This is a genomic window from Zafaria sp. Z1313 (genome assembly GCF_050563205.1).
In the GTDB taxonomy this organism is placed as follows: domain Bacteria; phylum Actinomycetota; class Actinomycetes; order Actinomycetales; family Micrococcaceae; genus JAZDCJ01.
Window position 1 is genome coordinate 498924 of sequence record NZ_JBNWUK010000001.1, and the last position, 25107, is coordinate 524030.

The following is a 25107-nucleotide window of genomic DNA, read 5'->3' on the forward strand; positions in this document are numbered from 1 at the left end:
GGCCGTAGTGGAAGCACTCAAGATCGTCCTGCAGGTGCTGCTTGGCATCACCAGCCTCCTGCTTGCCCTCCTGATCCTCCTGCACAAGGGTCGCGGCGGCGGCATGTCCGACATGTTCGGCGGCGGCGTCACCACGAACCTGGGGTCCTCCGGGGTGGCCGAGCGCAACCTGAACCGGCTCACCGTCGTCATGGGGCTCGTCTGGGGCGCCGTGATCATCGCGCTCGGACTCATCATGCGCTTCTCGCTGGAGTCCTGACAGGACCCGGCCGACCACGAGGAAGGGCCGCGCACCCCGCAGGGGGAGCGCGGCCCTTCTGGCGTGCGGCCCTTGTCCTGCCTGGCGCGCCGGCCGGGACGGGAGTCGCCGGGAACGGGCCGGGGACCCCGGCCGGTGGGGCCGGGGTGCCCGGGCGCGCTCAGCGGTCGCTGGCCGTGACGCTGCGCAGGTTCGTCTTGAAGAGCCCCTCGCGGACGACCTCGCCGAAGACCTCGTCGGGGTCCAGCCGGCGCAGCTCCTCGGCGAGGCACTCGGACAGTGGCCGGCGCGGCAGCGAGATCCGCTGCACCTGCTGGCCCGGCTGGTAGAGCTCGGCCACGTGGTCGTGCGGGCGCGTCAGCACCACGTCGCCGTCGAGGCGCGTGAAGCGCACGCTGCGCAGCCCCGTGGCCTCCGGCGCGGAGGCGATGGTCACCGGGATCCCGAGGGCCAGGGTGAGCCACGCCGCGAGGAGGACCGTGCTGGGGGAGTCGGCCGCGCCCTTGACCGTGATCGAGGTCAGCTCCGCGGGATCGAGCTGGTCCAGGACCGCGGCGAGCTGCGCGCGCCACAGCGTCAGGCGCGTCCACGCGAGGTCGGTGTCCCCGGCCACGTAGCCCTCCGAGATCGTGAAGAGCGCCTGCCGTGGATCGGCCTCGCTCCCGGAGTCGGTGATGCGGCGGTGGGCGATCCGGCCGATGTCCGTGCCCGAGGCCTTGGCGGGCACGCCGTGCGGCCACCAGGCCACGATCGGGGCGTCCGGGAGCAGGAGCCCGGCGACGAGCGACTCGTCGGCGGTGGCGATCTCGCCCTCGCCGTAGAGGACGACGACCTCCGAAGCGCCCGCGTCCCCGCCGACGCGCAGCTGGGCGTTCAGGACGGTCGGGGCCCCGGGATCGCCCTCGACGGCGACGATGATGCGGCAGGGGTGTTCGCGGCTCGCGAGGTTGGCCGCCTCGATGGCCTCCTCCTCGAATCCGGCGCGGGTGACGACGACGAGCGTGAGCACCCGGCTGAGCGCCACGACCCCCTCGGCCTCGCGCAGGTTGACGAGCTTCTTGGCCACCTTGGAGGTGGTGGTGTCCGGCAGGTCGACGATCATGGGCGCCGCCACGTCCTTCCATCACGCGCGAGTAGTTCATCCGCCGACGGCGGGCCCCAGCTTCCCGGGGCGTACGGTTCGGGTTGCTCGTCGAGCGCCGCCCAGTGCTCCTCGAAGGGGTCGAGGATCTTCCAGGAGAGCTCGACCTCCTCGTGGCGGGGGAAGAGCGGCGGCTCGCCGAGCAGGACGTCCAGGATCAGCCGCTCGTAGGCCTCGGGGCTCGACTCGGTGAAGGAGTGGCCGTAGCCGAAGTCCATCGTGACGTCGCGGATCTCCATCTGCGTCCCCGGCACCTTGGAACCGAAGCGGATGGTCGCGCCCTCGTCCGGCTGGACGCGGATGACGACGGCGTTCTGGCCGAAGTCGTCGTCGGAGTGGTCCCGGAAGAGCAGGTTCGGCGCGCGCTTGAAGACCACGGCGATCTCGGTGACCCGGCGTCCCAGGCGTTTGCCCGCGCGCAGGTAGAACGGCACGCCGGCCCAGCGGCGCGTGTTGATGTCGAGCCGGATCGCAGCGTAGGTCTCCGTCCGGGAGGCGGGATTGAAGCCCTCCTCGTCGAGGAAGCCCGTGACCTGCTCCCCGCCCTGCCAGCCGCCCGTGTACTGTCCGCGGGCCGAGTGCGTGGAGAGGTCCTCCGGCAGGCGCACCGCGGCGAGCACCTTCTCCTTCTCGGCGCGCAGGTGGTCGGCGTCGAAGGAAATGGGCTCCTCCATGGCCGTGAGGGCCAGGAGCTGGAGCAGGTGGTTCTGGATCACGTCGCGGGCCGCGCCGACGCCGTCGTAGTACCCGGCCCGGCCGCCGATGCCGATGTCCTCGGCCATGGTGATCTGCACGTGGTCCACGTAGTTGGCGTTCCACAGCGGCTCGAACAACTGGTTCGCGAAGCGCAGCGCCAGGAGGTTCTGCACTGTCTCCTTGCCGAGGTAGTGGTCGATCCGGAACACGGCGTCCGGCGGGAAGACCGATTCGACGATCGCGTTGAGCTCGCGCGCGGAGGCCAGGTCGTGGCCGAACGGCTTCTCGATGACGACGCGCCGCCACGGTGCGCCGTCACCCGCGCCCTCCTGGCCGCGCTCGGCGAGCCCGTGGCGCGAGAGCTGCTCGCACACCTGCTCGAACGAGTTCGGGGGGATGGAGAGGTAGAAGGCGTGGTTGCCGCGCGTGCCCCGGGAGCGCTCGAGCTCGTCGAGGGTCTCGCGCAGCCGGATGAACGCCTCGTCGTCGTCGAAGCCGCCCGTGATGAAGCGGAATCCGCCGGCGAGCTGCTCCCACACCGTCTCGTTGAAGGGCGTGCGCGCGCTCGCGCGCACCCACTCCCTGACCTCGGCGACGAACTCGTCGGCCGACCATCCGCGGCGGCCGAAGCCGACGACGGCGAAGCTCGGCGGGAGCAGGCCGCGGTTGGCGAGGTCGTAGACGGCGGGCATGAGCTTCTTGCGGGCGAGGTCGCCCGTGACGCCGAAGAACACGAGCGCGGAGGGCCCGGCGATCCGGCTGAGCCGGCGGTCGCGCCGGTCACGCAGGGGATTGCGTGCGGAGTCGTTCATGTGCTGCTTTCCATGGGGACGCCCGGGCGCGGAGGCGCCTGGGCGTCGGACGGGCCCGGCTAGCGGGACGAGGGGGCGAGGGCGGCGACGGCCGCGAGCAGCTGCGCCGTCCCGGCCTCGCGGTCGGTGAGGTGCAGCCGCAGAACCGGCCGGCCGAGGTCGGCGAGGACCTGGGCGTCACCGGCGGCCTGCGCCGCGATGAGCTCCCCGAAGGTGAACGGGCGTTCCGGGATGGACAGGTCGACGTCGGAGTCCGCCGTGATCTGCAGGTAGGCGCCCTGGCGCGGACCGCCCTTGTGGTACTGGCCCGTCGAGTGCAGGAAGCGCGGTCCCCAGCCGAACGTCGTCGGGCGCCCCGAGGCGGCGGCGAGGCCGTGGCGCGCGGCGGCGAGGCCGGACAGGCCGATCCGGTCCAGGTAGGCCTGGACCGAGAGGTAGCCGTCGGCGGGCAGCGCCGCCAGGAGCCGCTCCAGCGCGCCGGCCAGCCCGGACACGCCGTCGAGCAGCCCGTCCGTGGCCCGCAGCTCGATGGCGGCGTCGACGAGGGCGGCCGGAGCCGCCTCCGGCGTCGCGTCGAGCAGGCCGCGGGCGGCCGTTTTGGCCGCCTCGACGTCCGGCTGGTCGAAGGGGTTGATCCCCAGCAGCCGGCCGGCGACCACCGTCGCGTACTCCCACAGGAGCAGCTGGCTTCCGAGGGAGCCCGAGAGCCGGACCTCGTCGCCCAGGGGCGCGGCGTCGTCGTCGGAATCCGCCGTCAACCGGACCACGAGCACGTCCGCCGCCTGCTCCACGAGCTCGGGCGCACCCGACTCGACGACGACCGGGAGCACCCCGGTGCCGAGCTTGCCGGTGGACTCGGCGATCAGCTGCTCCGCCCAATCGGCGAAGCCGGGGATCCCGGAGCCCTCGTCGGTGAAGACGATCTTGTCCCGCAGCGGCGTGGTGCCGCCGAGGGCGGCACCGAGCGCCAGGCCGATGTTGTCCTCGTCGTCGTCCGCGAGGAACTCCGCCGCCTCCTCGGCCTCGTCCAGGAGCGCCGCGATGTCCACGCCGGCGAGGCCGGTCGGCACGAGCCCGAAGGCGGTGAGCGCCGAGTAGCGCCCGCCGACGTTCGGATCGGCGTTGAAGACGGCGCGGTAGCCGGCCGCCCGGGAGGTCCCGTCGAGGGGCGAGCCAGGATCGGTGACGACGACGATGCGGCGCGCCGCGTCGAGGCCGGCGTCGGTGAACGCCTGCTCGAACACGCGGCGCTGCGAGTCCGTCTCCACGGTGGAGCCGGACTTCGAGGAGACCACGAGGACGGTCTGCGCGATCCGCTCGGCGAGGGCACGGCCGACCATTTCCGGATCGGTGCTGTCCAGGACCGTCAGCTCGACGCCCGCGGTCGCCGCGATGACCTCCGGCGCGAGCGAGGAGCCGCCCATGCCGGCGAGCACGACGCGGTCCACGCCCTCGGCGCGCAGCTCGTCCCGCAGCGCGGTGATCTGCTCCACGAGCGGCCGCGAGGTCTCGGCGAGCTCGACCCAGCCGAGCCGGATCGAGGCCTCGGCCTCGGCCTCGGGGCCCCACAGGGTCGCGTCCTTGGCCGCGATCCGGGAGGCGACGCGGTCGGCGACGAGCGCCGGGACGTGGCGTTCGATGGCCTCGAGGGCGGCGCCGGAGGCCTGGAAGCCGAGGGTGCTCATGCCTGGGCCTTCGCGGTCGCCGCGTCGAGCGCCGACTGCACGTCCTGGAGCAGCTCGGCCCAGGCGGCCTCGAACTTCTGCACGCCCTCGGCCTCGAGGAGGCCTACGACGTCGTTGTAGTCGATGCCCTGGGCGGCGAGGGCATCGAGCACGGCGTTGGCCTCGGAGTACGTGCCGGTGACCGTGTCTCCCGAGACCTGGCCGTGGTCGGCCGTCGCCTCGAGGGTCTTCTCCGGCATCGTGTTCACGACGCCCGGGGCGACGAGACCGGTGACGTAGAGGGTGTCCGGGTAGGCCGGGTCCTTGACGCCGGTCGAGGCCCAGAGCGGGCGCTGGGGGCGAGCTCCCGCGGCCGCCAGGACGTTCCAGCGCTCGGAGCTGAAGAGCTCCTCGTAGACCTGGTAGGCCAGGCGGGCGTTGGCCAGTCCGGCCTTGCCCTTGAGCTCCAGGGCGGTCGCGGTGCCGAGGGCGTCGAGGCGCTTGTCGATCTCCGCGTCGACGCGGGAGACGAAGAAGGAGGCGACGGAGTGGATGCGGGCCAGGTCGTGACCGTTCTCGCGGGCCTGCTCGAGGCCGGACATGAACGCGTTGATCACGGCGCGGTAGCGCTCAAGCGAGAAGATCAGCGTCACGTTCACGCTGATGCCCTCAGCGAGGGTCGCCGTGATGGCCTCGAGGCCCTCGAGGGTCGCCGGGATCTTGATGTGCAGGTTGTCCCGGCCCACCTTGGCGTGGAGCTTCTTGGCCTCGGCGGCGGTGGCGGCGGTGTCGGCGGCCAGCCGCGGGTCGACCTCGAGCGAGACGCGGCCGTCGACGCCGTGGCTCGCGGTGGCGACGGGGGCGAAGAGGTCGCACGCACGGGCGACGTCGGTCGTGGTGATCTCGAAGACGGCCGTCTCCACGTCGGCACCGGCGGCCGCGAGCTCGGAGACCTGCTCGGCGTACGCGGCGTCGCCACCGGCGAGGGCCGCGGCGAAGATCGACGGGTTGGTGGTCACGCCGACGACGTTCTTGGACTCGATCAGGGTGCGCAGCGAGCCGGACTCGAGGCGCTCGCGCGAGAGGTCGTCGAGCCAGATGGAGACGCCCGCGTCGGACAGCGCCTGGGTGTTCGGGTTGCTCATGGAGTGGATCCTTCCAGAAAGGGGAACGTGGTGTGTGAGACGATGCCGGCCGGCCACCCGGGGCCGGGTGGCCGGCCGGCCCGTGGTCAGCGTGCGGCGGCGAGCGAGTCGCGGGCCGCGGCCGCGACGGCCTCGGCGGTGATGCCGAACTCGGTGTAGAGGCGCTGGTAGTCCGCGGAGGCTCCGAAGTGGTCCAGGGAGACGATCCGGCCGGCGTCGCCGACCAGTTCGCGCCAGCCCTGGGCGACGCCCGCCTCGACGGAGACGCGGGCCTTGACGGAGGCCGGCAGGACCTCCTCCTGGTAGGCGGCGTCCTGCGCGTGGAACCACTCGAGGCACGGGATGGACACAACGCGGGCGGCGACGCCCTCGGCGGCCAGCGCCTCGCGGGCGGCCACGGCGAGCTGGACCTCGGAGCCGGTGCCGAGCAGGAGCACGTCGGGGGTCGTCTCCCGGCCCTCGGCGTCCAGGGCCTCGGCCAGGACGTAGGCGCCGCGGGCGGTTCCGGAGACGTCCTTGAAGCCCGGGGCGGTGCGGTCGAACACGGGCAGGTTCTGCCGCGTCAGGACCAGGCCGGCCGGGTTGGCCGTGTTCTCCAGGACCGTCTTCCAGGCCCATGCGGTCTCGTTGGCGTCGGCCGGGCGGACGACGTCGAGGTTCGGGATCGCGCGCAGCGAGGCGAGCTGCTCGACCGGCTGGTGGGTCGGGCCGTCCTCGCCGAGGCCGATCGAGTCGTGGGTCCAGACGTAGATCGACGGGATGCCCATGAGCGCCGAGAGTCGGATCGCGGGGCGCTGGTAGTCGGAGAAGATCAGGAACGTCCCGGAGAACGCGCGGGTCTTCGAGGACAGCACGATCCCGTTCACGATCGACGCGGCGGCGTGCTCGCGGATGCCGAAGTGCAGGACGCGCCCGTACGGGTTGCCGCTCCAGGAGTCCGTCGAGTGCTCGGCGGGGATGAAGGACGCGGCGGATTCGATCGTCGTGTTGTTCGAGCCGGCGAGGTCGGCGGAGCCGCCCCAGAGCTCGGGCAGCACGGACTCGATGGCGTTGATGACCTTGCCGGAGGCGGACCGCGTCGCAACGTCCTTGCCCGGTTCGAAGACGGGCAGCGTGGACTCCCAGCCCTCCGGGAGGCGGCGGTCCTCGATGCGCTCCAGGAGGGCGGCGCCCTCGGGGTTGGCGGCCGACCAGGAGGCGAAGCCCTCTTCCCACTCGGCGCGCGTCGCACGGCCGCGGTCGACGACCTGGCGTGCGTGGGCCAGGACGTCGTCCTCGATGGCGAAGCTCTGTTCGGGATCGAAGCCCAGGACGGACTTGAGTCCCGCGAGCTCCTCGGCGCCGAGCTTGGAGCCGTGGATGCCGCCGGTGTTCTGCTTCTTCGGCGAGGGATAGCCGATGATCGTGCGCAGGGAGATGATCGACGGGCGGCCGGTCTCGGCCTTGGCGGCCCGCAGGGCCGCGTCGAGGGCGTGGACGTCCTCCACGTACTCGCCGCTTGCGGTCCAGTCCACGCGCTGGGTGTGCCAGCCGTAGGCCTCGTAGCGCTTGAGCACGTCCTCGGTGAAGGCCACGTCGGTGTCGTCCTCGATGGAGATGTGGTTCTCGTCGTAGACCACCACGAGGTTGCCCAGCTGCTGGTGGCCCGCGAGGGACGAGGCCTCCGAGGTGACGCCTTCCTGGAGGTCGCCGTCGGAGGCGATGACCCACACGGTGTGGTCGAACGGGCTCGTACCGGGCGCCGCCTCCGGATCCAGGAGGCCGCGCATGCGCCGCTGGGAGTAGGCGAAGCCGACGGCCGAGGCGAGGCCCTGGCCGAGCGGGCCCGTGGTGATCTCCACGCCGGCCGTGTGGCCGTACTCCGGGTGGCCCGGGGTCTTCGCGCCCCATGTGCGCAGCGCGGCGATGTCCTCCATCTCGAGGCCGTAGCCGGAGAGGAACAGCTGCAGGTACAGGGTCAGGGAGGTGTGCCCGGGGGAGAGGACGAACCGGTCGCGGCCGACCCACTCGGGATCGGACGGGTCGTGGCGCAGGTGGTTCTGGAAGATCAGGTACGCCGCGGGCGCCAGGCTCATCGCCGTTCCCGGATGTCCGCTGCCGACCTTCTCGACCGCATCGGCGGCGAGGACGCGGATGGTGTCCACCGCCCGCGCGTCGAGCTTCGTCCATGACAATTCGAGAACTTCTGACTGTGGCGCCACGATGGGTCCCTCTCTGTGGTCTGGCGTGGGAAAGCGCCGGGCCGACCCAGGGCGCACTGTGGCAGCCCTCGTACCGTGCTGGCGGCTTCTTCGGCTCCGACGCGTCCTCTCCACCCTACCGCCACTGTGACGCAGTCGTCCTGCTTGGGGCGCCATATTTCGCCGCCTGCCGGAGCGGCGCGGCGCGGTCCCGCTCCGGCAGGCGGGGCGGAGGGTGGTCCCGATGCGCCCACCCGGGGCGGACACGCCCATTTCTACGTCCTGTAAAAGGGTATGATGGCTGTGTCTGTCCATTTCCCGCGTAGAACTGAGTGGCATGTCCGTGAACACCCTCCCCACCGATGCCGCGCCCGTGGGGCGCGCATCCCGCCAACCCGGTGAGGCACTCGGTGCCTTTGCCCGGCGGAAGGCGGCGGCGTATCTCGCGCTGACCAAGCCGCGCGTGGTGGAGCTGCTGCTCGTGACGACGCTGCCGACGATGATCTTCGCCCACCGCGGCTTCCCCGATCTGCTCCTGATCGTCGCGACCATGCTGGGCGGCGCCATGGCGGCCGGAGCGTCGGGCGCCTTCAACTGCTACATCGACCGCGACATGGACCGCGTCATGAACCGCACCAAGGGACGCCCCCTCGTTACGGGGGACGTCACCCCGCGTGAGGCCCTCGTGTTCTCCTGGATCCTCGCCGTCGCCTCGATCGCCGTCCTCTGGGCGGGCGCGAACCTGTTGACGGCCGTCCTCGGCCTCGCCGCGATCCTCCTCTACGTGGTCTTCTACACCTTGATCCTCAAGCGCCGCACGGCCCAGAACATCATCTGGGGCGGCGTCGCCGGGTGCATGCCCGTGCTCATCGCGTGGGCCGCCGTCACCAACACGGTCGAGTGGCCCGCCGTGATCCTGTTCCTCATCATCTTCCTCTGGACGCCACCGCATTACTGGCCCCTGTCCATGAAGTACTCCGACGACTACAACGCGGCGAACGTGCCGATGCTCGGGGCCATCGCCGGAGCCCGGACCGTCTCCGTGCAGGTCGTGCTCTACGCGTGGGCGACCGTCGTCTGCTCGCTCCTCCTGACCCCGCTGGGCTACGCCGGCATCGTGTACACCGTCCTGTCGGCCGTGGCCGGCGGCTGGTTCATCTACGAGTGCCACGTGCTCTACCGGGAGGCCCGGCGCGACCACGAGCCGGCGGCGATGAACAAGAAGGCCATGAAGGTCTTCCACATCTCCATCACGTACCTGACGATCGTGTTCGTCGCGCTGGCCGTGGATCCCTTCGTCGGCCAGCCCCTCTTCGGCTGAGCCGCCGCGGCGTGACCCGCCGCGCCACGGACAACGCCCCCGACCGCTTCGGTCGGGGGCGTTGTGCGTTCTTCTCGTGGCGCTCGGCCTGCCCGGTCCTGCGCAGCCGGCGATCGCCGCACGGGGCGGCCGCCCGGGTGGAACCGGGGGCCCGTCGTGCGGGCTGCCTACAGCGGGAAGCGTCCCGTGGACCGGTCCCAGACGTTGGCCGCGGCGGCCGTGAGGAGCGCGGACCCGATCATGTGGAGCAGGACGAGCCCGATCGGCAGGCCCGTGAAGTGCTGCCAGTAGCCGATGCCGGCCTGCAGGGCGATCGCGACGAGGAGCAGTACGACGGCGCGGCGGAGGGCGCGCTGGGCGGGCATCCGGGCGAGCAGGACGAGCGCGAGCAGCGTCGCGCCGACCAGGAGGTACACGGGCGCGACGTGGATCCGGGTCACGAGGTCGGCGTTGAAGTCGTGCCGCGGGGCGTTGGCATCGCCGGCGTGGGGCCCCGTTCCGGTGACGATCGTGCCGAGGACGACGGCGGCCGCCGCCGAGGCGGCGATCGTCCAGCCGAGGGCGCGCAGGGTCCCGGGCAGGGGGACGACGGCGATGGCCGGCTCGCCGCGCAGGAGCCGGCCGGTCCGGTTCACGAGGAGCGTCGCCGTCGCCACGAGGGCGGCCGAGGCCAGGAAGTGCAGGCTGACGACCCAGGGGTTCAGTTGCGTCCAGACGGTGATCCCGCCGATGAGCGCCTGGACGGGGATGACGCAGAGCAGCGCGACGGCGAGGCCGAAGACGGTCCGGTGCTCGCGGCGCATGCGCCACACGGCGAGGATCATCGAGACGGCGATGGCGGTGAGCAGGAAGGTCAGGGTCCGGTTGCCGAACTCGATCAGGCCGTGGATCCCCATTTCGGGGGTGGGGGTCATGGATCCCGGCACGCAATTGGGCCACTCGGAGCAGCCCAGGCCGGACTTGGTCAGGCGCACGGCGCCGCCCGTGACGATGATGCCGATCTGCGAGGCCAGCGAGGCGATCGCGAGCGCGTGGACTCCCCGCCCGACCGTGGTCGGCAGCCGGTCGGTCCAGCGGGCGGCGGCGGTTCTCATGCCATGACTCCGTTCTGCGGCACGTCGGCCGCCTGGTGTGGGGGCGTGGCGGGCCCGGTCCCGCCGGTGGCGCGGCTCAGTTCCACTTGAACCACTTGGTGGCCGCGAAGCCGGCGACGACCGTCCAGGCGCCGAGCGCCAGCAGCTGCCCGGCCGGGAACGCGCCGTCGACGAGCGCGGCCCGGAGCCCGTCGCCGAGGGCCGCCGAGGGAAGGAGCTGCACGAGGGGCTCGAGGAGGCCGGGCATCCGGCTTCCGGGGATGAGGACGCCTCCGCCGGCGGCGAGCAGGATCCAGACGAGGTTGGTGATGGCGAGGGTCGCCTCGGCGCGGACCGTTCCGGCGATGAGCAGGCCGAGCGAGGTGAACGTGGCGGCGCCAAGCAGCAGGAGCAGGACGCCGGTGCCGATCCCGCCCACGGCGGGGCGCCAGCCCATCAACGCCGCAGTCCCGCCGACGACGACGATCTGGATGGCCAGGACGGCCGCCACGGCGAGGGCCTTGCCGAAGACGAGGCCGCCGCGGCCGAGCGGTGTCGTGGACAGGAAGCGCAGGACGCCGTAGCGGCGGTCGAAGCCCGTGGCGATGCCCTGGCCCGTGAAGGCGGTGGACATGACGCACAGGGCCAGCACGCCCGGCGCGGCGACGTCGATGCGGCGCTCCGCCAGCCCGTCGAGGACGCTGAGGAACTCGAGGGCCACGAGCGCGAGGAGCGGCAGGACGACGGCGAGGACGAGCTGTTCCCCGTTGCGCATCATCATGGACGTCTCGTAGCCGCCGTGGCGGAGGATGCGGCGCCACGCGGGCGCGGCGTTGCCGCCGTGCGCGGGGGCCTCGAGGGCGGGCTCTCGCGTGCTAGTCATCTGCCGCTCCGTTCTGGGCGATCTCGAGGAAGACGTCCTCGAGGCTGCGGGGCTCCATGCTGATGCCCGAGGGGAGCACGCCGTGCTCCTCCCACCAGCGGGCGAGCGCCGTGAGCGCGGCCGGCCCGGCGATCCCCGTGGCCCGGTAGTGGCCCGGCGACTCCTCGGTGAGGCGGACGCCCGCCGGGAGCCGGGCCGCGTCGAGGGCGAGCCCGGGCGCGGCCGTGAAGGACAGGGCCCGCGTCGCCTCGCCCGCGGCGGTCCGGGCGGTCAGCTCGTCAACCGTTCCCTCGGCGACGTTGCGTCCCGCGGCGATGATGTAGACGTAGTCGGAGAGGCGCTGGGCGTCCTCCATGAGGTGGGTCGTCAGCACGATCGCGAGGCCCTGGCCGCGCAGCTCCTCGATCAGCGCGAACACGGTGCGCCGCGACTGAGGATCCAGGCCAGCGCTCGGCTCGTCGAGGAAGAGCACCTCGGGGCGGCCGGCGAGAGCGGCGGCGAGCGCGACGCGCTGCCGCTGACCCCCGGAGAGCCGCCGGATCGTGGTGTGGGCGAACTCGTCGATCCCGAGGCGGGCGCAGAGGGCCGCGAGGTCCGCGGGCCGCTCGTACATCCCCGCGACGTGGCGCAGCAGCTGGCGCGGCGTGGCCGACTGCGGAAGTCCGCCGTCCTGCAGCATCACGCCGACGCGCGAGCGCAGGGAGCTCGAGGCCGACGCCGGATCGGCCCCGAGCAGGCGCACGCTCCCGGCGTCGGGATGCAGGAGGCCCTGGGCGCAGGCGAGGGTCGTCGACTTGCCGGCGCCGTTGGCGCCGAGGATCGTGGTGACGGCCCCGGGACGGGCTTGGAGGTTGATGCCGTGCAGGACGCGGACCCTGCGCCCGTCGAGGGCTGCCACGGGGCCGAAGTCCTTGCGGAGGTCCTCGACGACGAGACTGGGAGCGGAAGTGGGCACCAGAGCATTCTACGCCACGTAGAGCGTGCGCCCCTGGCCGTGGGGCCCGGTGACGTGCATCGCGGGGGTGAGTGGAGTAAGGCACGCCTTGCTGGTCGCGGGGATATTATTAGCGCATGATTGTGTTGTGTATTCTTCGCAGTCGATGCCCTCGGGCGTGCCCGCAGAGGACCGTCGGTCCCCGGCCGCGCCGGAGACGGAGGAGCGGACCCGGGACCGGGTCCTGTCGGCCGTGCTCCAGGAGGGGCCGGTCAGCGCCGCGGAGCTCGGTGAGCAGCTGGGCTTCACGCCGGCCGCCGTGCGCCGCCATCTCGACGCGCTGAGCCGGCAGGGCCTCGTCGAGGTCAAGCTCGTCGCCAACCACCCCGCCGGAGCGGGCCGGCCCGCGCGGCGCTACGTGCTGAGCCACCGCGGCCAGGCGAAGCTCGGCAACGACTACCTGGACATCGCGACCGAGGCCCTGGCGGAACTGGCCCGGGCCGCCGGCGACGAGGCCGTCCACGCCTTCGCCGCGAAGCGCTTCGCCGCCATGGAGGAGCGCTACCGTCCCCTCGTGGAGGCCGCCGGGGAGGACCTCGCGGCACGCGCGGCGGCCCTGTCCGACGCGCTGACGGCGGACGGCTTCGTCGGCTCGACGCGCGAGGTCGGCATGAACCAGCCGCGGGCCGCGATGGCCGCGGTGCAGCTCTGCCAGGGGCACTGCCCCATCCAGGACCTCGCCCGGGAGTTCCCGGTGTTCTGCGAGGAAGAGACCCAGGTGTTTTCCCGCCTCCTCGGCGTCGACGTGCGGCGGCTGTCCACGTTGGCCGGTGGCGGGCATGTGTGTACGACCCACGTTCCCGTGGGCCGGCAGAAGACTCCTCAGCCAGCTGAGAAGCGAACTCGAATCAAGATCACTAGGCAGGAGAGGCCGCGATGACGGATCAGATTGCACAGGAGACCGCCGACCCCGGCGTGATCGCCGAGATCCTGGAGAAGAATCCGGAGCTCCACGGGATCGGCAACTACGAGTACGGGTGGTCGGACAAGAACGACGCCGGTGCCAACGCCCGCCGCGGCCTGAACGAAGAGGTCGTGCGGGACATCTCGTCGAAGAAGGACGAGCCCGAGTGGATGCTCGACCTCCGGCTCAAGGGCCTGAAGTACTTCGACCGCAAGCCGATGCCCACGTGGGGCGCGGACCTGAGCGGGATCGACTTCGACAACATCAAGTACTTCGTGCGTTCCACGGAGAAGCAGGCCACGAGTTGGGAGGACCTGCCTGAGGACATCAAGAACACCTACGACAAGCTGGGCATCCCCGAGGCGGAGAAGCAGCGCCTGGTCTCGGGCGTGGCCGCCCAGTACGAGTCCGAGGTGGTCTACCACCAGCTCCGCGAGGACCTCGAGAAGCAGGGCGTGATCTTCCTCGACACCGACACCGGTCTCAAGGAGCACGAGGACATCTTCAAGGAGTACTTCGGCTCGGTCATCCCGGTCGGCGACAACAAGTTCGCCTCGCTGAACACCTCCGTGTGGTCCGGCGGCTCGTTCGTCTACGTGCCCAAGGGCGTCCACGTCGAGATCCCGCTCCAGGCCTACTTCCGCATCAACACGGAGAACATGGGCCAGTTCGAGCGCACCCTCATCATCGCCGACGAGGGTTCCTACGTTCACTACATCGAGGGCTGCACGGCTCCGATCTACCAGTCGGACTCGCTGCACTCCGCAGTCGTGGAGATCATCGTCAAGAAGAACGCCCGCGTGCGCTACACGACCATCCAGAACTGGTCCAACAACGTCTACAACCTCGTCACCAAGCGCGCGGTGTGCGAGGAGGGCGCGACGATGGAGTGGATCGATGGAAACATCGGCTCCAAGGTCACCATGAAGTACCCGGCCGTCTACCTCGTCGGCGAGCACGCCAAGGGCGAGACGCTCTCCATCGCCTTCGCGGGCGAGGGCCAGCACCAGGACACCGGGTCCAAGATGGTCCACATCGCCCCGAACACGTCCTCCGCGATCGTCGCGAAGTCGGTCGCCCGCAACGGCGGACGCTCCGCCTACCGCGGCCTCGTGCAGGTGCGCGAGGGGGCCAAGGGCGTGAAGAACTCCGTCGTCTGCGACGCCCTGCTCGTGGACACCATCAGCCGCTCGGACACCTACCCGTACATCGACGTCCGCGAGGACGACGTGCAGATGGGCCACGAGGCCACCGTCTCGCGCGTCTCCGAGGAGCAGTTGTTCTACCTCATGTCCCGCGGGCTCGCTGAGGACGAGGCCATGGCCATGATCGTGCGCGGCTTCGTGGAGCCGATCGCCCGCGAGCTGCCGATGGAGTACGCCCTCGAGCTGAACCGCCTTATCGAACTGCAGATGGAAGGATCCGTCGGTTAACCATGACTGAAACCGCAACCACCACCGAGAAGGCGCGCATCGGGGCCCCGTCGATCGACGGCATGACCGAGGAAGGCGAGGTCCTGGTCGCCGATAAGGTCGTCGGAGCCCACTCCCACGGCGGCGGCAGCGAGACGCAGATCATGCACTCGCGCGCCGAGCGTCCCACGAGCCACGACGTCGCCGACTTCGCCGTGCCGAACGGCCGCGAAGAGGAATGGCGCTTCAGCCCCGTCAAGGCCCTGCGCGGCCTGTTCGCCGACGACGCGGGCGAGGCCGGCGCCGTCGAGCTCTCCGTCACGGCCCCCGAAGGCGCCGGCAGCGGCGTCCTGCGCGCCGGCGAGGCACCGCGCGGCACCGTCCTGGTGCCGGCCGACCGCGCCGCCGTCGTCGCCTCCGCCAACGCCGCCGAGGCCGTCCACGTCCGGATCCCCGCCGGCTCCGCACCCGAGGGGCCCGTCGTGGTCGACATCGCCGGGCGCGCCGGCGGCAGCCGTGCCAACTCCCACCTCGTGATCGAGGCGGAGGAGGACTCCCGTGCCGTCGTCGTCATCGAGCACACGGGCGCGGCCGACTTCAACGGCAACGTCGAGATCCTCGTGGGCGACCGCGCCGAGCTGGTCGTCGTGACCGTGCAGCGCTGGGACGACGAGGCCGTCCACACCGGGCAGCACGACGCCGTCGTGGGCCACGGGGCGTCCTTCAAGCACATCGCGGTCACGTTCGGCGGGCGGATCGTGCGCCTGAACGCCAACGTGCGCTTCGCCGGCGAGCAGGCGACGGCCGAGCTGTTCGGCATGTACTTCGCCGACGCCGGCCAGCACCTCGAGCACCGTTCCTTCGTGGACCACAACACCCCGCGCAACACGTCCAACGTGCTCTACAAGGGCGCGCTGCAGGGCGCGGGGGCCCGGACCGTGTGGGTCGGCGACGTCCTGATCCGCAAGGAGGCCGTCGGCACCGATTCCTACGAGGCCAACCGCAACCTGGTCCTCACCGACGGCGCGCGCGCCGACTCGGTGCCGAACCTGGAGATCGAGACGGGCCTCATCGAGGGCGCGGGCCACGCATCGACGACGGGCCGCTTCGACGACGAGCACCTCTTCTACCTCATGGCCCGCGGCATCGACGAGAAGACCGCCCGCCGGCTCGTGGTGCGCGGCTTCCTCAACGAGATCGTCCAGCAGATCCCCTCCGAGGAGCTGCAGGCCCGGCTCACCGACGACATCGAGGCCGAGCTCGCGGCCTCCGCCAACTGACTTCACGGTTCGAAAGGAACACCATTGTCTACCCTGGAAATCAAGGACCTGCACGTCTCCATCGAGACCGAGCAGGGCGAGAAGGAAATCCTCAAGGGCGTCTCCCTGGTCATCAACACCGGTGAGACCCACGCCATCATGGGACCGAACGGCTCCGGCAAGTCGACCCTGGCCGCCACGATCGCCGGCCACCCGCGCTACACCGTGACGTCCGGCAGCATCACGCTGGACGGCGAGGACGTCCTGGAGATGAGCGTCGATGAGCGCGCCCGCGCCGGCCTCTTCCTGGCGATGCAGTACCCGGTCGAGGTGCCCGGCGTGACCATGACGAACTTCCTGCGCACCGCGAAGACCGCGATCGACGGCGAGGCCCCGAGCCTGCGCCACTGGACCAAGGACGTCAAGGCGGCCATGGCCCACCTGAAGATCGACGCCGACTTCGCCAACCGCAACGTCAACGAGGGCTTCTCCGGCGGCGAGAAGAAGCGCGTCGAGATCCTCCAGCTCGAGCTCTTCAAGCCGAAGTTCGCCGTGCTGGACGAGACCGATTCGGGCCTGGACGTCGACGCCCTCAAGGTCGTCTCCGAGGGCGTGAACCGCGCGCAGCAGGAGAACGAGATGGGCACCCTGCTGATCACCCACTACACGCGGATCCTGCGCTACATCAAGCCGGACCACGTGCACGTGTTCGTGGACGGCCGGATCGCCGAGCAGGGCGGGCCCGAGCTCGCCGACCGCCTCGAGGAAGAGGGCTACGACCGCTTCCTCGCCGTCGGGGCCTGATCCGATGACCGCGGACAGCGACCAGGTGCAGGGCTCGGCGCAGACGCCGCTCGAGGACGTCGAGGAGGCGCTCAAGGACGTCATCGACCCCGAGCTGGGCGTGAACGTCGTCGACCTCGGCCTGCTGTACGGGCTCAAGTACGCCGAGGACGGCGCGCTGCTGATCGACATGACGCTCACGACGGCGGCCTGCCCGCTGACGGACGTGCTCGAGGAGCAGGTCGCCAGCGCGCTCGACAACGTCGTGGACGAGCACCGGCTGAACTGGGTCTGGATGCCTCCGTGGGGTCCCGAGCGGATCACCGACGACGGACGCGACCAGATGCGGGCCCTCGGCTTCAACATCTAGGGTCCGGACGTCCCGCGTGGCCCTCGGCAGGGCCCGTTGCGGCGCCGGCCGCGAACACCCCTCCGCCGCACGGCGGAGGGGTGTTCGCGTTCCGCGCGGCGGGAACCTCAGGCGCCCGGGGTGTCCAGGTCCGCGGCGTCGAGGGTGTTGCACTGGTTGATGTCCCCCGTGCGGTAGCCCTGCAGGAACCACGCCTGCCGTTGGGCGCTCGAACCGTGGGTCCAGCCCTCGGGGTTCACGCGGCCGGTCGCCGCCTCCTGGATGCGGTCGTCTCCGACGGCGGACGCCGCCGAGAGCGCGGAGCGGAGGTCGGCCTCGGTGAAGGGCTCGAGGAACAGCTCGCCGTCCTCGTTGGCGGTCTGCGAGGCGTGCGCGGCCCAGAGCCCGGCGAAGCAGTCGGCCTGGAGCTCGACCCGGACGGGCCCCGACTCGGGTCCCGTGCCGCCCTCCTGCGAGTGGCGGAGCGTGCCGATGTGGTTCTGCACGTGGTGGCCGTACTCGTGCGCCACGACGTACTCCTCGGCGAGGGCGCCGCCGTCGGCGCCGAAGCGCGTCGAGAGCTCGGAGAAGAAGCCCGTGTCGAAGTAGGCGACCTGGTCCGCGGGGCAGTAGAACGGTCCGACGGCGCTCGTGGCCCGTCCGCAGCGCGTGTCCACGACGTCGGCGAAGATCTCCACGCCGGGCAGCTCGAGCTCCTCGCCGTAGCGCCGCAGGTAGGGGACCCAGAACGCGTCCAGGCTCTGCGTTGTGGCGACGATCCGGCAATCGGCGCGGGCATCGGCGTCGGCGCCCGTGCGGCATTGGTCCACGAGCCGTTCGCCATCCTGCGCCTGGCCCTGCTGCGGCGGGGCGTCGCCGCCGAGCCCGAGCTGGTCGAGGAACGCCGGATCGACGTTGAACAGGGCCGCGATCAGGAGGACCAGCAGTCCGCCGCCGCCCACGGCCACCTTGGTCCCGGTCCGGCGGCCCCGCGTATCGCGGACCCGGCCGGAGTCGATCCGCGTGTCGTCGTTGAAGCTCATGGAGCGAGGATACTCCCGGACCGCGCACCCCGGTGGCGTGGCCGCGCCCGCGGCGGCCCGGTGCTGTGGCCCCGCTCACGGCGGACGGGTCCCGCGGCGCCTGTAGAATGGACAGTTGCGCTGTCCGCGCCTTCAACCCTGGAAGGGGCCGCTTGTGATTTCCGTTGCCGACCTGGAGCTCCGTGCCGGTGCACGCCTGCTCATGGAGGGCGTCTCCTTCCGGATCGACCAGGGGGACAAGATCGGCCTGGTCGGCCGCAACGGCGCCGGCAAGACCACCATGACCCGGGTCCTGGCGGGGGAGTCCGAGCCGACCGGGGGCACCGTGACGCGCACCGGGTCGATCGGCTACCTGCCGCAGGACCCGCGCACCCCGGACATGGGCCAGCTTGCCCGCGACCGGATCCTCTCCGCCCGCGGGCTGGACGACATCGTCACCCGGCTGAAGAAGTGCCAGGAGGAGATGGGCAGCGAGGACGACGCCGTCCGCGCCAAGGCGATGAACCGCTACGACCGGCTCGACGCCGAGTTCATGTCCCGTGGCGGCTACGCGGCGGAGGCGGAGGCCGCGGCCATCTGCAACAACCTCGCGCTGCCCGAGCGGCTCCTGAACCAGACCCTCGACACGCTCTCCGGCGGCCAGCGCCGCCGTGTGGAGCTCGCCCGCATCCTCTACGCGGATGCCGAGACGCTGCTCCTCGACGAGCCCACCAACCACCTCGACGCCGACTCGATCGCCTGGCTGAGGGAGTTCCTGCGCAACCACCAGGGCGGCCTCATGGTCATCTCCCACGACACCGGGCTGCTCGAGGCCACCGTCAACAAGGTCATCCACCTGGACGCGAACCGGGCGACGATGGACCTCTACAACCTCGGCTGGAAGCGCTACCTCGAGCAGCGCGAGACGGACGAGCGCTCGCGCCGGCGCGAGCGGGCCAACACGGAGAAGAAGGCCAACACCCTGCTGGCGCAGGCCAACAAGATGAAGGCCCGCGCCTCCGGGGCCTCCGCGGCGCAGAGCATGCTCAAGCGCGTCGACCGCCTCATGGGCGGTCTCGAGGACGTCCGCGTGCAGGACCGCGTGGCGGCGCTGCGCTTCCCGGACCCCGCACCGTGCGGCAAGACGCCGATCACGGCCCGCAACCTCAGCAAGTCCTACGGCTCGCTCGAGATCTTCATGGACGTGGACCTCGCGATCGACCGCGGTTCCAAGGTCGTGATCCTGGGCCTGAACGGCGCGGGCAAGACGACCCTGCTGCGGATGCTGGCGGGCGTCGGCGAGCCGGACACGGGCGAGGTCGTCGCGGGCCACGGGCTCAAGATCGGCTACTACGCCCAGGAGCACGAGACCCTGGACCACGAGCGCACGGTCCTCGAGAACATGCGCTCGGCCGCGCCCACCCACCTCGGCGACGCCGAGGTGCGCGGGATCCTCGGCTCGTTCATGTTCAGCGGCGACGACGTCGACAAGCCGGCCGGAGTGCTCTCCGGCGGCGAGAAGACGCGCCTCGCGCTCGCCACGATCGTGGCCTCGAGCGCCAACGTCCTGCTCCTCGACGAGCCTACGAACAACCTCGACCCGGCCAGCCGCGCGGAGATCCTCAACGCGCTCAGCACCTACCCCGGCGCCGTCGTGATGGTCAGCCACGACGAGGGCGCCGTGGCGGCGCTGAATCCCGAGCGGGTCGTGCTGCTGCCCGACGGCGATGAGGACCTCTGGAGCGACGACTACCTCGAACTCGTCACCCTGGCCTGACCACTCCGGCCGGATCGGGCCCGTTCCGCCCGGTTCCGGTCCGGGCCCGTTCCGCCCGGTTCCGGTCCGGGCCCGTTCCGCCCGGTTCCAGCCCCGGGCCGCAGGGCCGGCGCCGGCCGCGCGCCGCTAGCGTCCCCGGGACTCGAGGGCGTCGAGGTACGCGTCCTCGAGCTCCTCGTCCGTCGGGGCGCCGTCGCGCCGGCGTCGCACCTTGGCCCGCGGGGCCCGGTACGCCGAGTGCATGACCTCGAGCCCCGCCGCCTCGGCCTCCTCGGCGGCCTCCCGGTCCTCGCGGTTGATGCGGGCCTGCTGCCGGGCGCCCCAGCCGAGGGCCACGAAGCCGAGGACGCCGAAGGCGAACCACTGCAGCGAGTAGGACAAGTGGTTGCCCTCGTCGAGCTCCGGCCGGGCGATCGGCTCGGGCGACGCGGCGGGGGCGGGCGACTCCGCGGCCATGAGGCCGTAGGCCCCGGGCTTGACCGGGTAGCCGAGGATCTGTCCGATGCGCGGCAGCTCGATCGAGGCGACCTGGCCCTCGGGCGCCTCACGGCCCAGTGACGGCTCGCCGATCCGCATCCGGACGACGATCTCCACCTCGCCTTCGGGGGGAGCGGGCACGGCATCGGGCCGCCCGGGGTTCTCGTTGCCGATCGGCAGCCAGCCGCGGTCGACGACGACGACATCGCCGTCGACGGTGCGGAACGGGACGAGGACCTCGTAACCCGGCGCGCCGTTGCGCGGCCGGTTGCGCACGATCAGCGTGTCCTCGGCGAGGTAGCTGCCGCGCATCTGGACGGGACGCCACTCGCCGTCCTGGGCGAGGGAGTCGAAGTCGTCCGCCAGCGCGGCGTAGGGGGCCGGCGCGGCGTCGTAGTTCTCGGCGACGATCTGGTTGCCGGCCCGCGCCTCGTCGAGCCGGTTCATCTGCCACTGGCCGAGCCCGGCGCAGGCGGCGGCGAAGACGCAGACCATCAGGAGCCAGCCGAACCAGCGGGTGCTGGCGAGGAAGCGGTACACGGTTCAGGCCTCCCGGGGCGGGTCGTCGAGGTCGAAGGGCAGGGTCTGCTTCAGGAGGCCCCGCGTGGCGAGGTAGTCCTCGAGCCAGCCGCGGTGCCCCTCGCACGCGAGCCAGACCTTGCGCCGTTCGGGGGAGTGCAGCCGCGGGTTGTTCCAGAGCAGGCTCCAGGCCGCGTCGTCGCGGCAGCCCTTGCGCGAACAGCGCGGCACGGAGGGTCCCTCGGCTCCGGCGAGCTGGTCGAAGAGGCTCATGCGGCCCCGTCCGCCGGGCGCGCGCGGGGCGGGTCCTCGGCGAGCTCCCCTTCGAGGACGACGCCGGGGCCGTCGCCTTCCCCGGCCGCGCCGCCGCCGGGGGTGCCGGGGTCCCCGGATCCCGGACGGGGCGTCCCGTCCGCTCCGTCGTTTTCCGGCGTGGCACCCGGGGCGCCGCCGTGTGCTTGGCCGGGCCCCGGCGTCGTGCTCCCCGGCCCGAGGGCGGTCAGGGGAGCGGAGTCGAGCAGTACGGTGCTGGCCGGCTGACGCGAGCGGTCGGTGCCGCCGTTGGCGATCACGACGGCGAACCAGGGCAGGAAGATCGCGCCCGCGAGGAAGGCCCACTGCAGCCAGCCGTGGGTGAAGAAGGCCGCGATGAAGCAGGCCAGGCGGATGCCCATCGACACCGAGTACTTGACCATGCGCGCGTGCATCTCCTCCGAGTGCGACGCCGTCGCATCGGTGATGTTGTGTACGGGCGCACCCGCATCGGGGCGGCGGTGGCCGTGGTTCGCATGCTGGGTCATGGATCTTCCGAATCGGGGGCTTCCATTGTCTCACTCCGGCGGCCGTCGGGGCCAAACGCGCGGCGCGCGGGCGGCGGCGGGCGGCGCGCCGGCGATAGGATGACCCGGAACCCGATCCAGCCCCACCCCACGGAGGAACACATGTCCAGCAGCACCCCAGCGCCGCGCAGCGTCCTGGTCACGGGAGGAAACCGCGGCATCGGCCTGGCCATCGCCCGGGCCTTCGAGGCCGCGGGGGACAAGGTCGCCATCACCTACCGCAGCGGCGAGGTCCCGGCCGGGCTCCTCGGCGTGAAGGCGGACGTGACGGATGCCGCGTCCATCGACGCCGCCTTCACCGAGGTCGAGGCCGAGCACGGTCCGGTCGAGGTGCTCGTCGCCAACGCCGGGGTCACGCGCGACACCCTCCTGCTGCGGATGAGCGAGGAGGACTTCACGTCCGTCGTCGACACCAACCTCACCGGCGCGTTCCGCGTCATCAAGCGCGCCTCCAAGGGCATGATCCGGCTGCGCAAGGGGCGCGTCGTGCTCATCTCCTCCGTCGTGGGGCTCTACGGCTCGCCCGGTCAGATCAACTACGCGGCCTCGAAGGCGGGCCTCGTGGGCATCGCCCGCTCTCTGACCCGCGAGCTCGGCTCGCGGGGGATCACCGCGAACGTCGTGGCCCCGGGCTTCATCAACACGGACATGACGGCGGCCCTGCCGGAGCAGACGCAGAAGGACTACCTCTCCTCGATCCCGGCCGGCCGCTTCGCCGAGGCCGAAGAGGTCGCGAACGTCGTGCGCTGGGTCGCGAGCGAGGAGGCGGCCTACATCTCCGGGGCCGTGATCCCGGTCGACGGCGGCCTCGGCATGGGGCACTGATTCCTTAGAGGATTCCTACAAGCGCGTCGCGGCGCGGTGCTGGCAAGATGGTGCAGAGCGCTTCGCCCGCCCCGGCGTCGTTGAAGCATTCCCACAAGACCGCGCCGCGCGCGCCCGATCCACCAGGAGGCCCCATGGCCCAGCTCACCGGAAAATCCGCGATCGTCACCGGTTCGTCCCGAGGCATCGGCGCTGTCGTCGCCGGCCTCCTCGCGGCCGAGGGCGCCGGCGTCGTCATCAACTACCGGCAGAAGGCCCCGCGCGCCAACAAGGTCGTCCAGGGGATCGTCGACGCGGGCGGCCGCGCCGTCGCCGTCGGCGCCGACCTGACGACGCCGGAAGGCGCGCGTGCGCTCGTCGAGACCGCGGTGGCCGAGTTCGGCGGGCTCGACGTCCTCGTGCTGAACGCCTCGGGCGGCATGGAGTCGGGCATGGGCGAGGACTACGCGCTGCGCCTGAACCGCGACGCCCAGGTCGCCCTGCTCGAGACGGCGGCGGAGGCCATGCCGGCCGGTTCCCGCGTCGTGTTCGTCACGAGCCACCAGGCGCACTTCATCGACTCGGTCCCCACGATGGACGCCTACGAGCCGGTGGCCCGCTCCAAGCGCGCCGGGGAGCTCGCCCTGCGGGAGCGCATTCCGGCGCTCGAGGCCAAGGGGATCTCGCTCGTCGTCGTCTCCGGCGACATGATCGAGGGCACCGTCACGGCGACCCTCCTGGACCGCGCCCAGCCCGGAGCCATCGAGGCGCGCCGCGAGGCGGCCGGGCGGCTCTACAGCGTCGAGGAGTTCGGCGCCGAGGTCGCCCGCATGGCGACGGCCGACGTCCCCACGGGCCACACCGAGTACGTCGGCGGCGCCGGGCACTTCCAGCAGGGCTGATCCCGGCCGGTGCGCGGCCCGCGACGGCCGGACGCGAGGCGCCGCACGCGAACGCCGGAGGGCGCCCACCCCGCACGGGGGGGGGGCCCCCCAGCGTTGCCGCCCCCCGCCGGGAAGCCGGCTACGGCTTCTTGCCGCAGACCACCTTGTTCCACGGGCGGTAGGTCCACGTGAGCGTCTCCTTCGGCAGCGTCTTGGCCGCCGAGCTGCGCTCGCGCGTCACCGCGACGGTGAAGCCCTTCTGGCCCCCGGACTCGGGGACGCAGTTCTCGGCCTCGTTGTACGTCGTCGTGGGGTCGGTCAGGTTGTAGTGGTCCGAGGTCGTGGTGCGGACCGTCCACGTCTTGGTGCCCCAGAGGCGCGTGTAGACCCGGCTGTCGCCGACCCAGGCCTGGATCATGACCGCGTGGTCGGTGTTGTTGCGCCACTTCATGTCGATCATGCCCTCCCACAGCGTGGCCTCCCGGCCGGCGGGGTAGCGGTCGAACCAGCGGCTGTGCGGCTGGTGTTCGACGTCGTCCATTCCGGCGAGGAAGCCGACGTTGAACATCTGCGTGGAGATCTGGGACAGCCCGCCGCCGACGGCGGTCGACGAGAAGCCGTTCTCGACGACCCCGGATTCGAAGTAGCCGTTCGCTGTGGTGATGGGGCCCAGCGCCCGCTGGAGGGAGAAGGTCTCGCCCGGCATCACGACGACGCCGTTGAGCCTGCGGGCGCCCGCGACGAGGTTCTTGGTCCGCACCGAGTCGTAGGTGGGATAGGGGGTGGAGAACTCGGTGACGATCTCCTTGACCCCGAGCTTCTCGGCGGCGGCCGTGGTCAGCTCGGGCTGGGTCACCTTGAGCTCGACGGTGGCCGTGCGCTCCGCGGTGCCGGCGGCCTCGAGGACCTTCGCCGCGAGTCCGTCCGTGTCGATCCCGCGGCCGGGGACGGAGGGGACGACGGCGGGGCTGCCGCCGTCGAGGACGATCCTCGCGGCCTTGGCCGTCGAGGCCAGGGCGGGGTTGGCCTCGAGCACGGCCCCGGCGAGCGCGTCGTTGTCCAGCTCCAGGGTGATCGTGGTGCCGTCGACGCCGAAGGACGCGGCGTCGGCGAGGACTTCCGGCGCGAGCTCCGCCGTGAGGTCCCCGGCGGCCACGGTCACGGGCCCGGCGACGAGGGGCTCGGCGGCGTCCTGCAGCACGGTGGCGTAGCTCGCGGCCGGGACGAGCGGCTGCGTTTCCCCGGCCGGGAGCGCGAGCGGGGCGGCGGTGTCGAACCACGACCCGGAGACGGCTGCGACGGCGGCGTCGACGTCGACGCTGCTGCCCGGGACCGGTTCCACGACGACGGGCCGGGCCTCCTCGAAGGTGATCGAGCCCTCCTCGGGCTCGCGGTCGAGCTGGGCGGCGGCCGATTCGAGCGCGCTACGGAGGGCGTCCTCGTCGACCGTCAGCACCGGATCGACGGCTCCGCCGCCGGTCAGCCGGTGCCACAGCACCTGGGGGTCGAGGCTGAAGCCGGTCTGCCCGGCGAGCGTGGCGGGGATGTCGAGGCCGAGTCCGGCCCGTGCGGGCTCGAGCGTGGTGGAGCCGCCGCCCGCGGTGAGTTCGAGGGGGCGTTCCGCGGCGGGGCGCAGCTCCTCTTCGAGGCGGGCCGCGGCGTCGTCGGAGGAGAGTCCGCCGATCTGGATCCCGTGCACCTCGGTGCCCGCCGGCACCTGGCCGCCGAGCAGCGCCGCGGCCCCGGCGTAGCCGCCGGCCAGCACGACGACGGCCACCCCCGAGCCGATGAGCCAGCCCGTGCGGCGGCGCCGTTTCGGATCCTGTGCCACGAAGTTCTCCCCGATTCCCGTAGTCCCGCCCCCGCGGGGCACGGCGGCCGTGCGGCCGCCCCATCAAGAGTAGCGCCGC

At 71.9% G+C, this 25107-nt stretch carries 23 protein-coding genes; 10 read left to right on the top strand and 13 right to left on the bottom strand.

The window, feature by feature from the left end; translation table 11 throughout:
• Positions 1-7 precede the first annotated feature (7 nt).
• A complete protein-coding gene (secG, locus tag ACQ3I4_RS02290) occupies positions 8-259 on the top strand; it encodes a preprotein translocase subunit SecG (protein WP_329860102.1) in 252 nt (83 codons plus the stop codon).
• Between the two features lie 160 nt (positions 260-419).
• On the opposite strand, the gene ACQ3I4_RS02295 is transcribed toward secG, so the two are convergent.
• The 5 genes from ACQ3I4_RS02295 to tkt all read right to left on the bottom strand — a co-directional run bounded on the left by ACQ3I4_RS02295 (position 420) and on the right by tkt (position 7918).
• The gene (locus ACQ3I4_RS02295; protein WP_329860103.1) at positions 420-1361 is read right to left on the bottom strand and encodes a glucose-6-phosphate dehydrogenase assembly protein OpcA; all 942 of its coding nucleotides are present in this window, start codon (positions 1359-1361) and stop codon (positions 420-422) included.
• The gene (gene zwf / locus ACQ3I4_RS02300; RefSeq protein WP_329860105.1) at positions 1358-2908 is read right to left on the bottom strand and encodes a glucose-6-phosphate dehydrogenase; all 1551 of its coding nucleotides are present in this window, start codon (positions 2906-2908) and stop codon (positions 1358-1360) included. Before zwf ends, ACQ3I4_RS02295 begins: the two co-directional genes overlap by 4 nt.
• 59 nt (positions 2909-2967) lie before the next feature.
• A complete protein-coding gene (locus ACQ3I4_RS02305; protein WP_329860106.1) occupies positions 2968-4593 on the bottom strand; it encodes a glucose-6-phosphate isomerase in 1626 nt (541 codons plus the stop codon).
• Complete coding sequence (gene tal / locus ACQ3I4_RS02310) at positions 4590-5717, bottom strand: transaldolase (protein ID WP_329860108.1); 1128 nt, start codon at positions 5715-5717, stop codon at positions 4590-4592. Before tal ends, ACQ3I4_RS02305 begins: the two co-directional genes overlap by 4 nt.
• An 86-nt stretch (positions 5718-5803) precedes the next feature.
• Complete coding sequence (gene tkt / locus ACQ3I4_RS02315) at positions 5804-7918, bottom strand: transketolase (protein WP_329860117.1); 2115 nt, start codon at positions 7916-7918, stop codon at positions 5804-5806.
• A gap of 316 nt (positions 7919-8234) precedes the next feature.
• On the opposite strand from tkt, the gene ACQ3I4_RS02320 reads away from it, so the two are divergent.
• Positions 8235-9218: a heme o synthase gene (locus ACQ3I4_RS02320; RefSeq protein WP_430632719.1), complete on the top strand. Its 984-nt coding sequence runs from the start codon at positions 8235-8237 to the stop codon at positions 9216-9218.
• Positions 9219-9385: 167 nt separating this feature from the next.
• On the opposite strand, the gene ACQ3I4_RS02325 is transcribed toward ACQ3I4_RS02320, so the two are convergent.
• The 3 genes from ACQ3I4_RS02325 to ACQ3I4_RS02335 form a co-directional block, all read right to left on the bottom strand.
• The gene (locus ACQ3I4_RS02325) at positions 9386-10312 is read right to left on the bottom strand and encodes a COX15/CtaA family protein (protein ID WP_329860120.1); all 927 of its coding nucleotides are present in this window, start codon (positions 10310-10312) and stop codon (positions 9386-9388) included.
• Positions 10313-10388: 76 nt separating this feature from the next.
• A complete protein-coding gene (locus tag ACQ3I4_RS02330) occupies positions 10389-11174 on the bottom strand; it encodes an ABC transporter permease (RefSeq protein ID WP_329860122.1) in 786 nt (261 codons plus the stop codon).
• Positions 11167-12129, bottom strand: a complete 963-nt coding sequence (locus ACQ3I4_RS02335; protein WP_430632720.1) for an ABC transporter ATP-binding protein — start codon at positions 12127-12129, stop codon at positions 11167-11169. The genes ACQ3I4_RS02330 and ACQ3I4_RS02335 overlap by 8 nt, the downstream gene beginning before the upstream one ends.
• A gap of 145 nt (positions 12130-12274) precedes the next feature.
• Here ACQ3I4_RS02335 and ACQ3I4_RS02340 point away from each other — a divergent pair, with 145 nt between their 5' ends.
• From ACQ3I4_RS02340 to ACQ3I4_RS02360, 5 genes are read left to right on the top strand one after another with little or no spacing between them, the layout of a single operon-like run.
• Positions 12275-13048: a helix-turn-helix transcriptional regulator gene (locus ACQ3I4_RS02340; protein ID WP_430632796.1), complete on the top strand. Its 774-nt coding sequence runs from the start codon at positions 12275-12277 to the stop codon at positions 13046-13048.
• Positions 13045-14505, top strand: a complete 1461-nt coding sequence (sufB, locus tag ACQ3I4_RS02345; protein ID WP_329860125.1) for a Fe-S cluster assembly protein SufB — start codon at positions 13045-13047, stop codon at positions 14503-14505. Before ACQ3I4_RS02340 ends, sufB begins: the two co-directional genes overlap by 4 nt.
• A gap of 2 nt (positions 14506-14507) precedes the next feature.
• The gene (gene sufD / locus ACQ3I4_RS02350) at positions 14508-15764 is read left to right on the top strand and encodes a Fe-S cluster assembly protein SufD (RefSeq protein ID WP_430632721.1); all 1257 of its coding nucleotides are present in this window, start codon (positions 14508-14510) and stop codon (positions 15762-15764) included.
• Between the two features lie 24 nt (positions 15765-15788).
• On the top strand, positions 15789-16547 hold the full coding sequence (gene sufC, locus ACQ3I4_RS02355; protein WP_329860129.1) for a Fe-S cluster assembly ATPase SufC: 759 nt from the start codon (positions 15789-15791) through the stop codon (positions 16545-16547).
• Between the two features lie 4 nt (positions 16548-16551).
• Entirely contained in the window at positions 16552-16896 is a 345-nt protein-coding gene (locus ACQ3I4_RS02360) for a metal-sulfur cluster assembly factor (protein ID WP_329860130.1), read from the top strand.
• Between the two features lie 107 nt (positions 16897-17003).
• On the opposite strand, the gene ypfJ is transcribed toward ACQ3I4_RS02360, so the two are convergent.
• Complete coding sequence (gene ypfJ, locus ACQ3I4_RS02365; protein WP_430632722.1) at positions 17004-17918, bottom strand: KPN_02809 family neutral zinc metallopeptidase; 915 nt, start codon at positions 17916-17918, stop codon at positions 17004-17006.
• Positions 17919-18072: 154 nt separating this feature from the next.
• On the opposite strand from ypfJ, the gene ACQ3I4_RS02370 reads away from it, so the two are divergent.
• Positions 18073-19674 (top strand): ABC-F family ATP-binding cassette domain-containing protein, encoded by a 1602-nt coding sequence (locus ACQ3I4_RS02370; protein ID WP_430632723.1) that lies wholly within the window; start codon positions 18073-18075, stop codon positions 19672-19674.
• A gap of 126 nt (positions 19675-19800) precedes the next feature.
• On the opposite strand, the gene ACQ3I4_RS02375 is transcribed toward ACQ3I4_RS02370, so the two are convergent.
• The 3 genes from ACQ3I4_RS02375 to ACQ3I4_RS02385 are packed head-to-tail and all read right to left on the bottom strand — an operon-like array spanning position 19801 to position 21470.
• Positions 19801-20691: an SURF1 family cytochrome oxidase biogenesis protein gene (locus tag ACQ3I4_RS02375; RefSeq protein WP_430632724.1), complete on the bottom strand. Its 891-nt coding sequence runs from the start codon at positions 20689-20691 to the stop codon at positions 19801-19803.
• 3 nt (positions 20692-20694) lie between these two features.
• A complete protein-coding gene (locus ACQ3I4_RS02380) occupies positions 20695-20943 on the bottom strand; it encodes a hypothetical protein (protein ID WP_329860133.1) in 249 nt (82 codons plus the stop codon).
• A complete protein-coding gene (locus ACQ3I4_RS02385; RefSeq protein ID WP_430632725.1) occupies positions 20940-21470 on the bottom strand; it encodes a DUF3099 domain-containing protein in 531 nt (176 codons plus the stop codon). Before ACQ3I4_RS02385 ends, ACQ3I4_RS02380 begins: the two co-directional genes overlap by 4 nt.
• 141 nt (positions 21471-21611) lie before the next feature.
• On the opposite strand from ACQ3I4_RS02385, the gene ACQ3I4_RS02390 reads away from it, so the two are divergent.
• Complete coding sequence (locus ACQ3I4_RS02390; protein WP_329860135.1) at positions 21612-22334, top strand: beta-ketoacyl-ACP reductase; 723 nt, start codon at positions 21612-21614, stop codon at positions 22332-22334.
• Between the two features lie 134 nt (positions 22335-22468).
• Positions 22469-23215: an SDR family oxidoreductase gene (locus tag ACQ3I4_RS02395; protein WP_329860136.1), complete on the top strand. Its 747-nt coding sequence runs from the start codon at positions 22469-22471 to the stop codon at positions 23213-23215.
• A 121-nt stretch (positions 23216-23336) separates the two neighbouring features.
• Here the strand turns inward: ACQ3I4_RS02395 and ACQ3I4_RS02400 are convergent, their stop codons facing one another.
• Positions 23337-25028 (bottom strand): VanW family protein, encoded by a 1692-nt coding sequence (locus tag ACQ3I4_RS02400; protein ID WP_329860138.1) that lies wholly within the window; start codon positions 25026-25028, stop codon positions 23337-23339.
• Positions 25029-25107: the final 79 nt, after the last annotated feature.

Coding starts and splice junctions, on each gene's coding strand:
- ACQ3I4_RS02305 (WP_329860106.1), bottom strand. CDS start 4,593: ATGAGCACCCTCGGCTTCCAGGCCTCCGGCGCCGCCCTCGAGGCCATC.
- ACQ3I4_RS02360 (WP_329860130.1), top strand. CDS start 16,552: ATGACCGCGGACAGCGACCAGGTGCAGGGCTCGGCGCAGACGCCGCTC.
- ACQ3I4_RS02390 (WP_329860135.1), top strand. CDS start 21,612: ATGTCCAGCAGCACCCCAGCGCCGCGCAGCGTCCTGGTCACGGGAGGA.
- ACQ3I4_RS02395 (WP_329860136.1), top strand. CDS start 22,469: ATGGCCCAGCTCACCGGAAAATCCGCGATCGTCACCGGTTCGTCCCGA.
- sufB (WP_329860125.1), top strand. CDS start 13,045: ATGACGGATCAGATTGCACAGGAGACCGCCGACCCCGGCGTGATCGCC.
- ACQ3I4_RS02380 (WP_329860133.1), bottom strand. CDS start 20,943: ATGAGCCTCTTCGACCAGCTCGCCGGAGCCGAGGGACCCTCCGTGCCG.
- zwf (WP_329860105.1), bottom strand. CDS start 2,908: ATGAACGACTCCGCACGCAATCCCCTGCGTGACCGGCGCGACCGCCGG.
- ACQ3I4_RS02385 (WP_430632725.1), bottom strand. CDS start 21,470: ATGACCCAGCATGCGAACCACGGCCACCGCCGCCCCGATGCGGGTGCG.
- ACQ3I4_RS02295 (WP_329860103.1), bottom strand. CDS start 1,361: ATGATCGTCGACCTGCCGGACACCACCACCTCCAAGGTGGCCAAGAAG.
- sufD (WP_430632721.1), top strand. CDS start 14,508: ATGACTGAAACCGCAACCACCACCGAGAAGGCGCGCATCGGGGCCCCG.
- ACQ3I4_RS02340 (WP_430632796.1), top strand. CDS start 12,275: ATGCCCTCGGGCGTGCCCGCAGAGGACCGTCGGTCCCCGGCCGCGCCG.
- tal (WP_329860108.1), bottom strand. CDS start 5,717: ATGAGCAACCCGAACACCCAGGCGCTGTCCGACGCGGGCGTCTCCATC.
- ypfJ (WP_430632722.1), bottom strand. CDS start 17,918: ATGAGCTTCAACGACGACACGCGGATCGACTCCGGCCGGGTCCGCGAT.
- ACQ3I4_RS02320 (WP_430632719.1), top strand. CDS start 8,235: ATGTCCGTGAACACCCTCCCCACCGATGCCGCGCCCGTGGGGCGCGCA.
- ACQ3I4_RS02330 (WP_329860122.1), bottom strand. CDS start 11,174: ATGACTAGCACGCGAGAGCCCGCCCTCGAGGCCCCCGCGCACGGCGGC.
- ACQ3I4_RS02325 (WP_329860120.1), bottom strand. CDS start 10,312: ATGAGAACCGCCGCCGCCCGCTGGACCGACCGGCTGCCGACCACGGTC.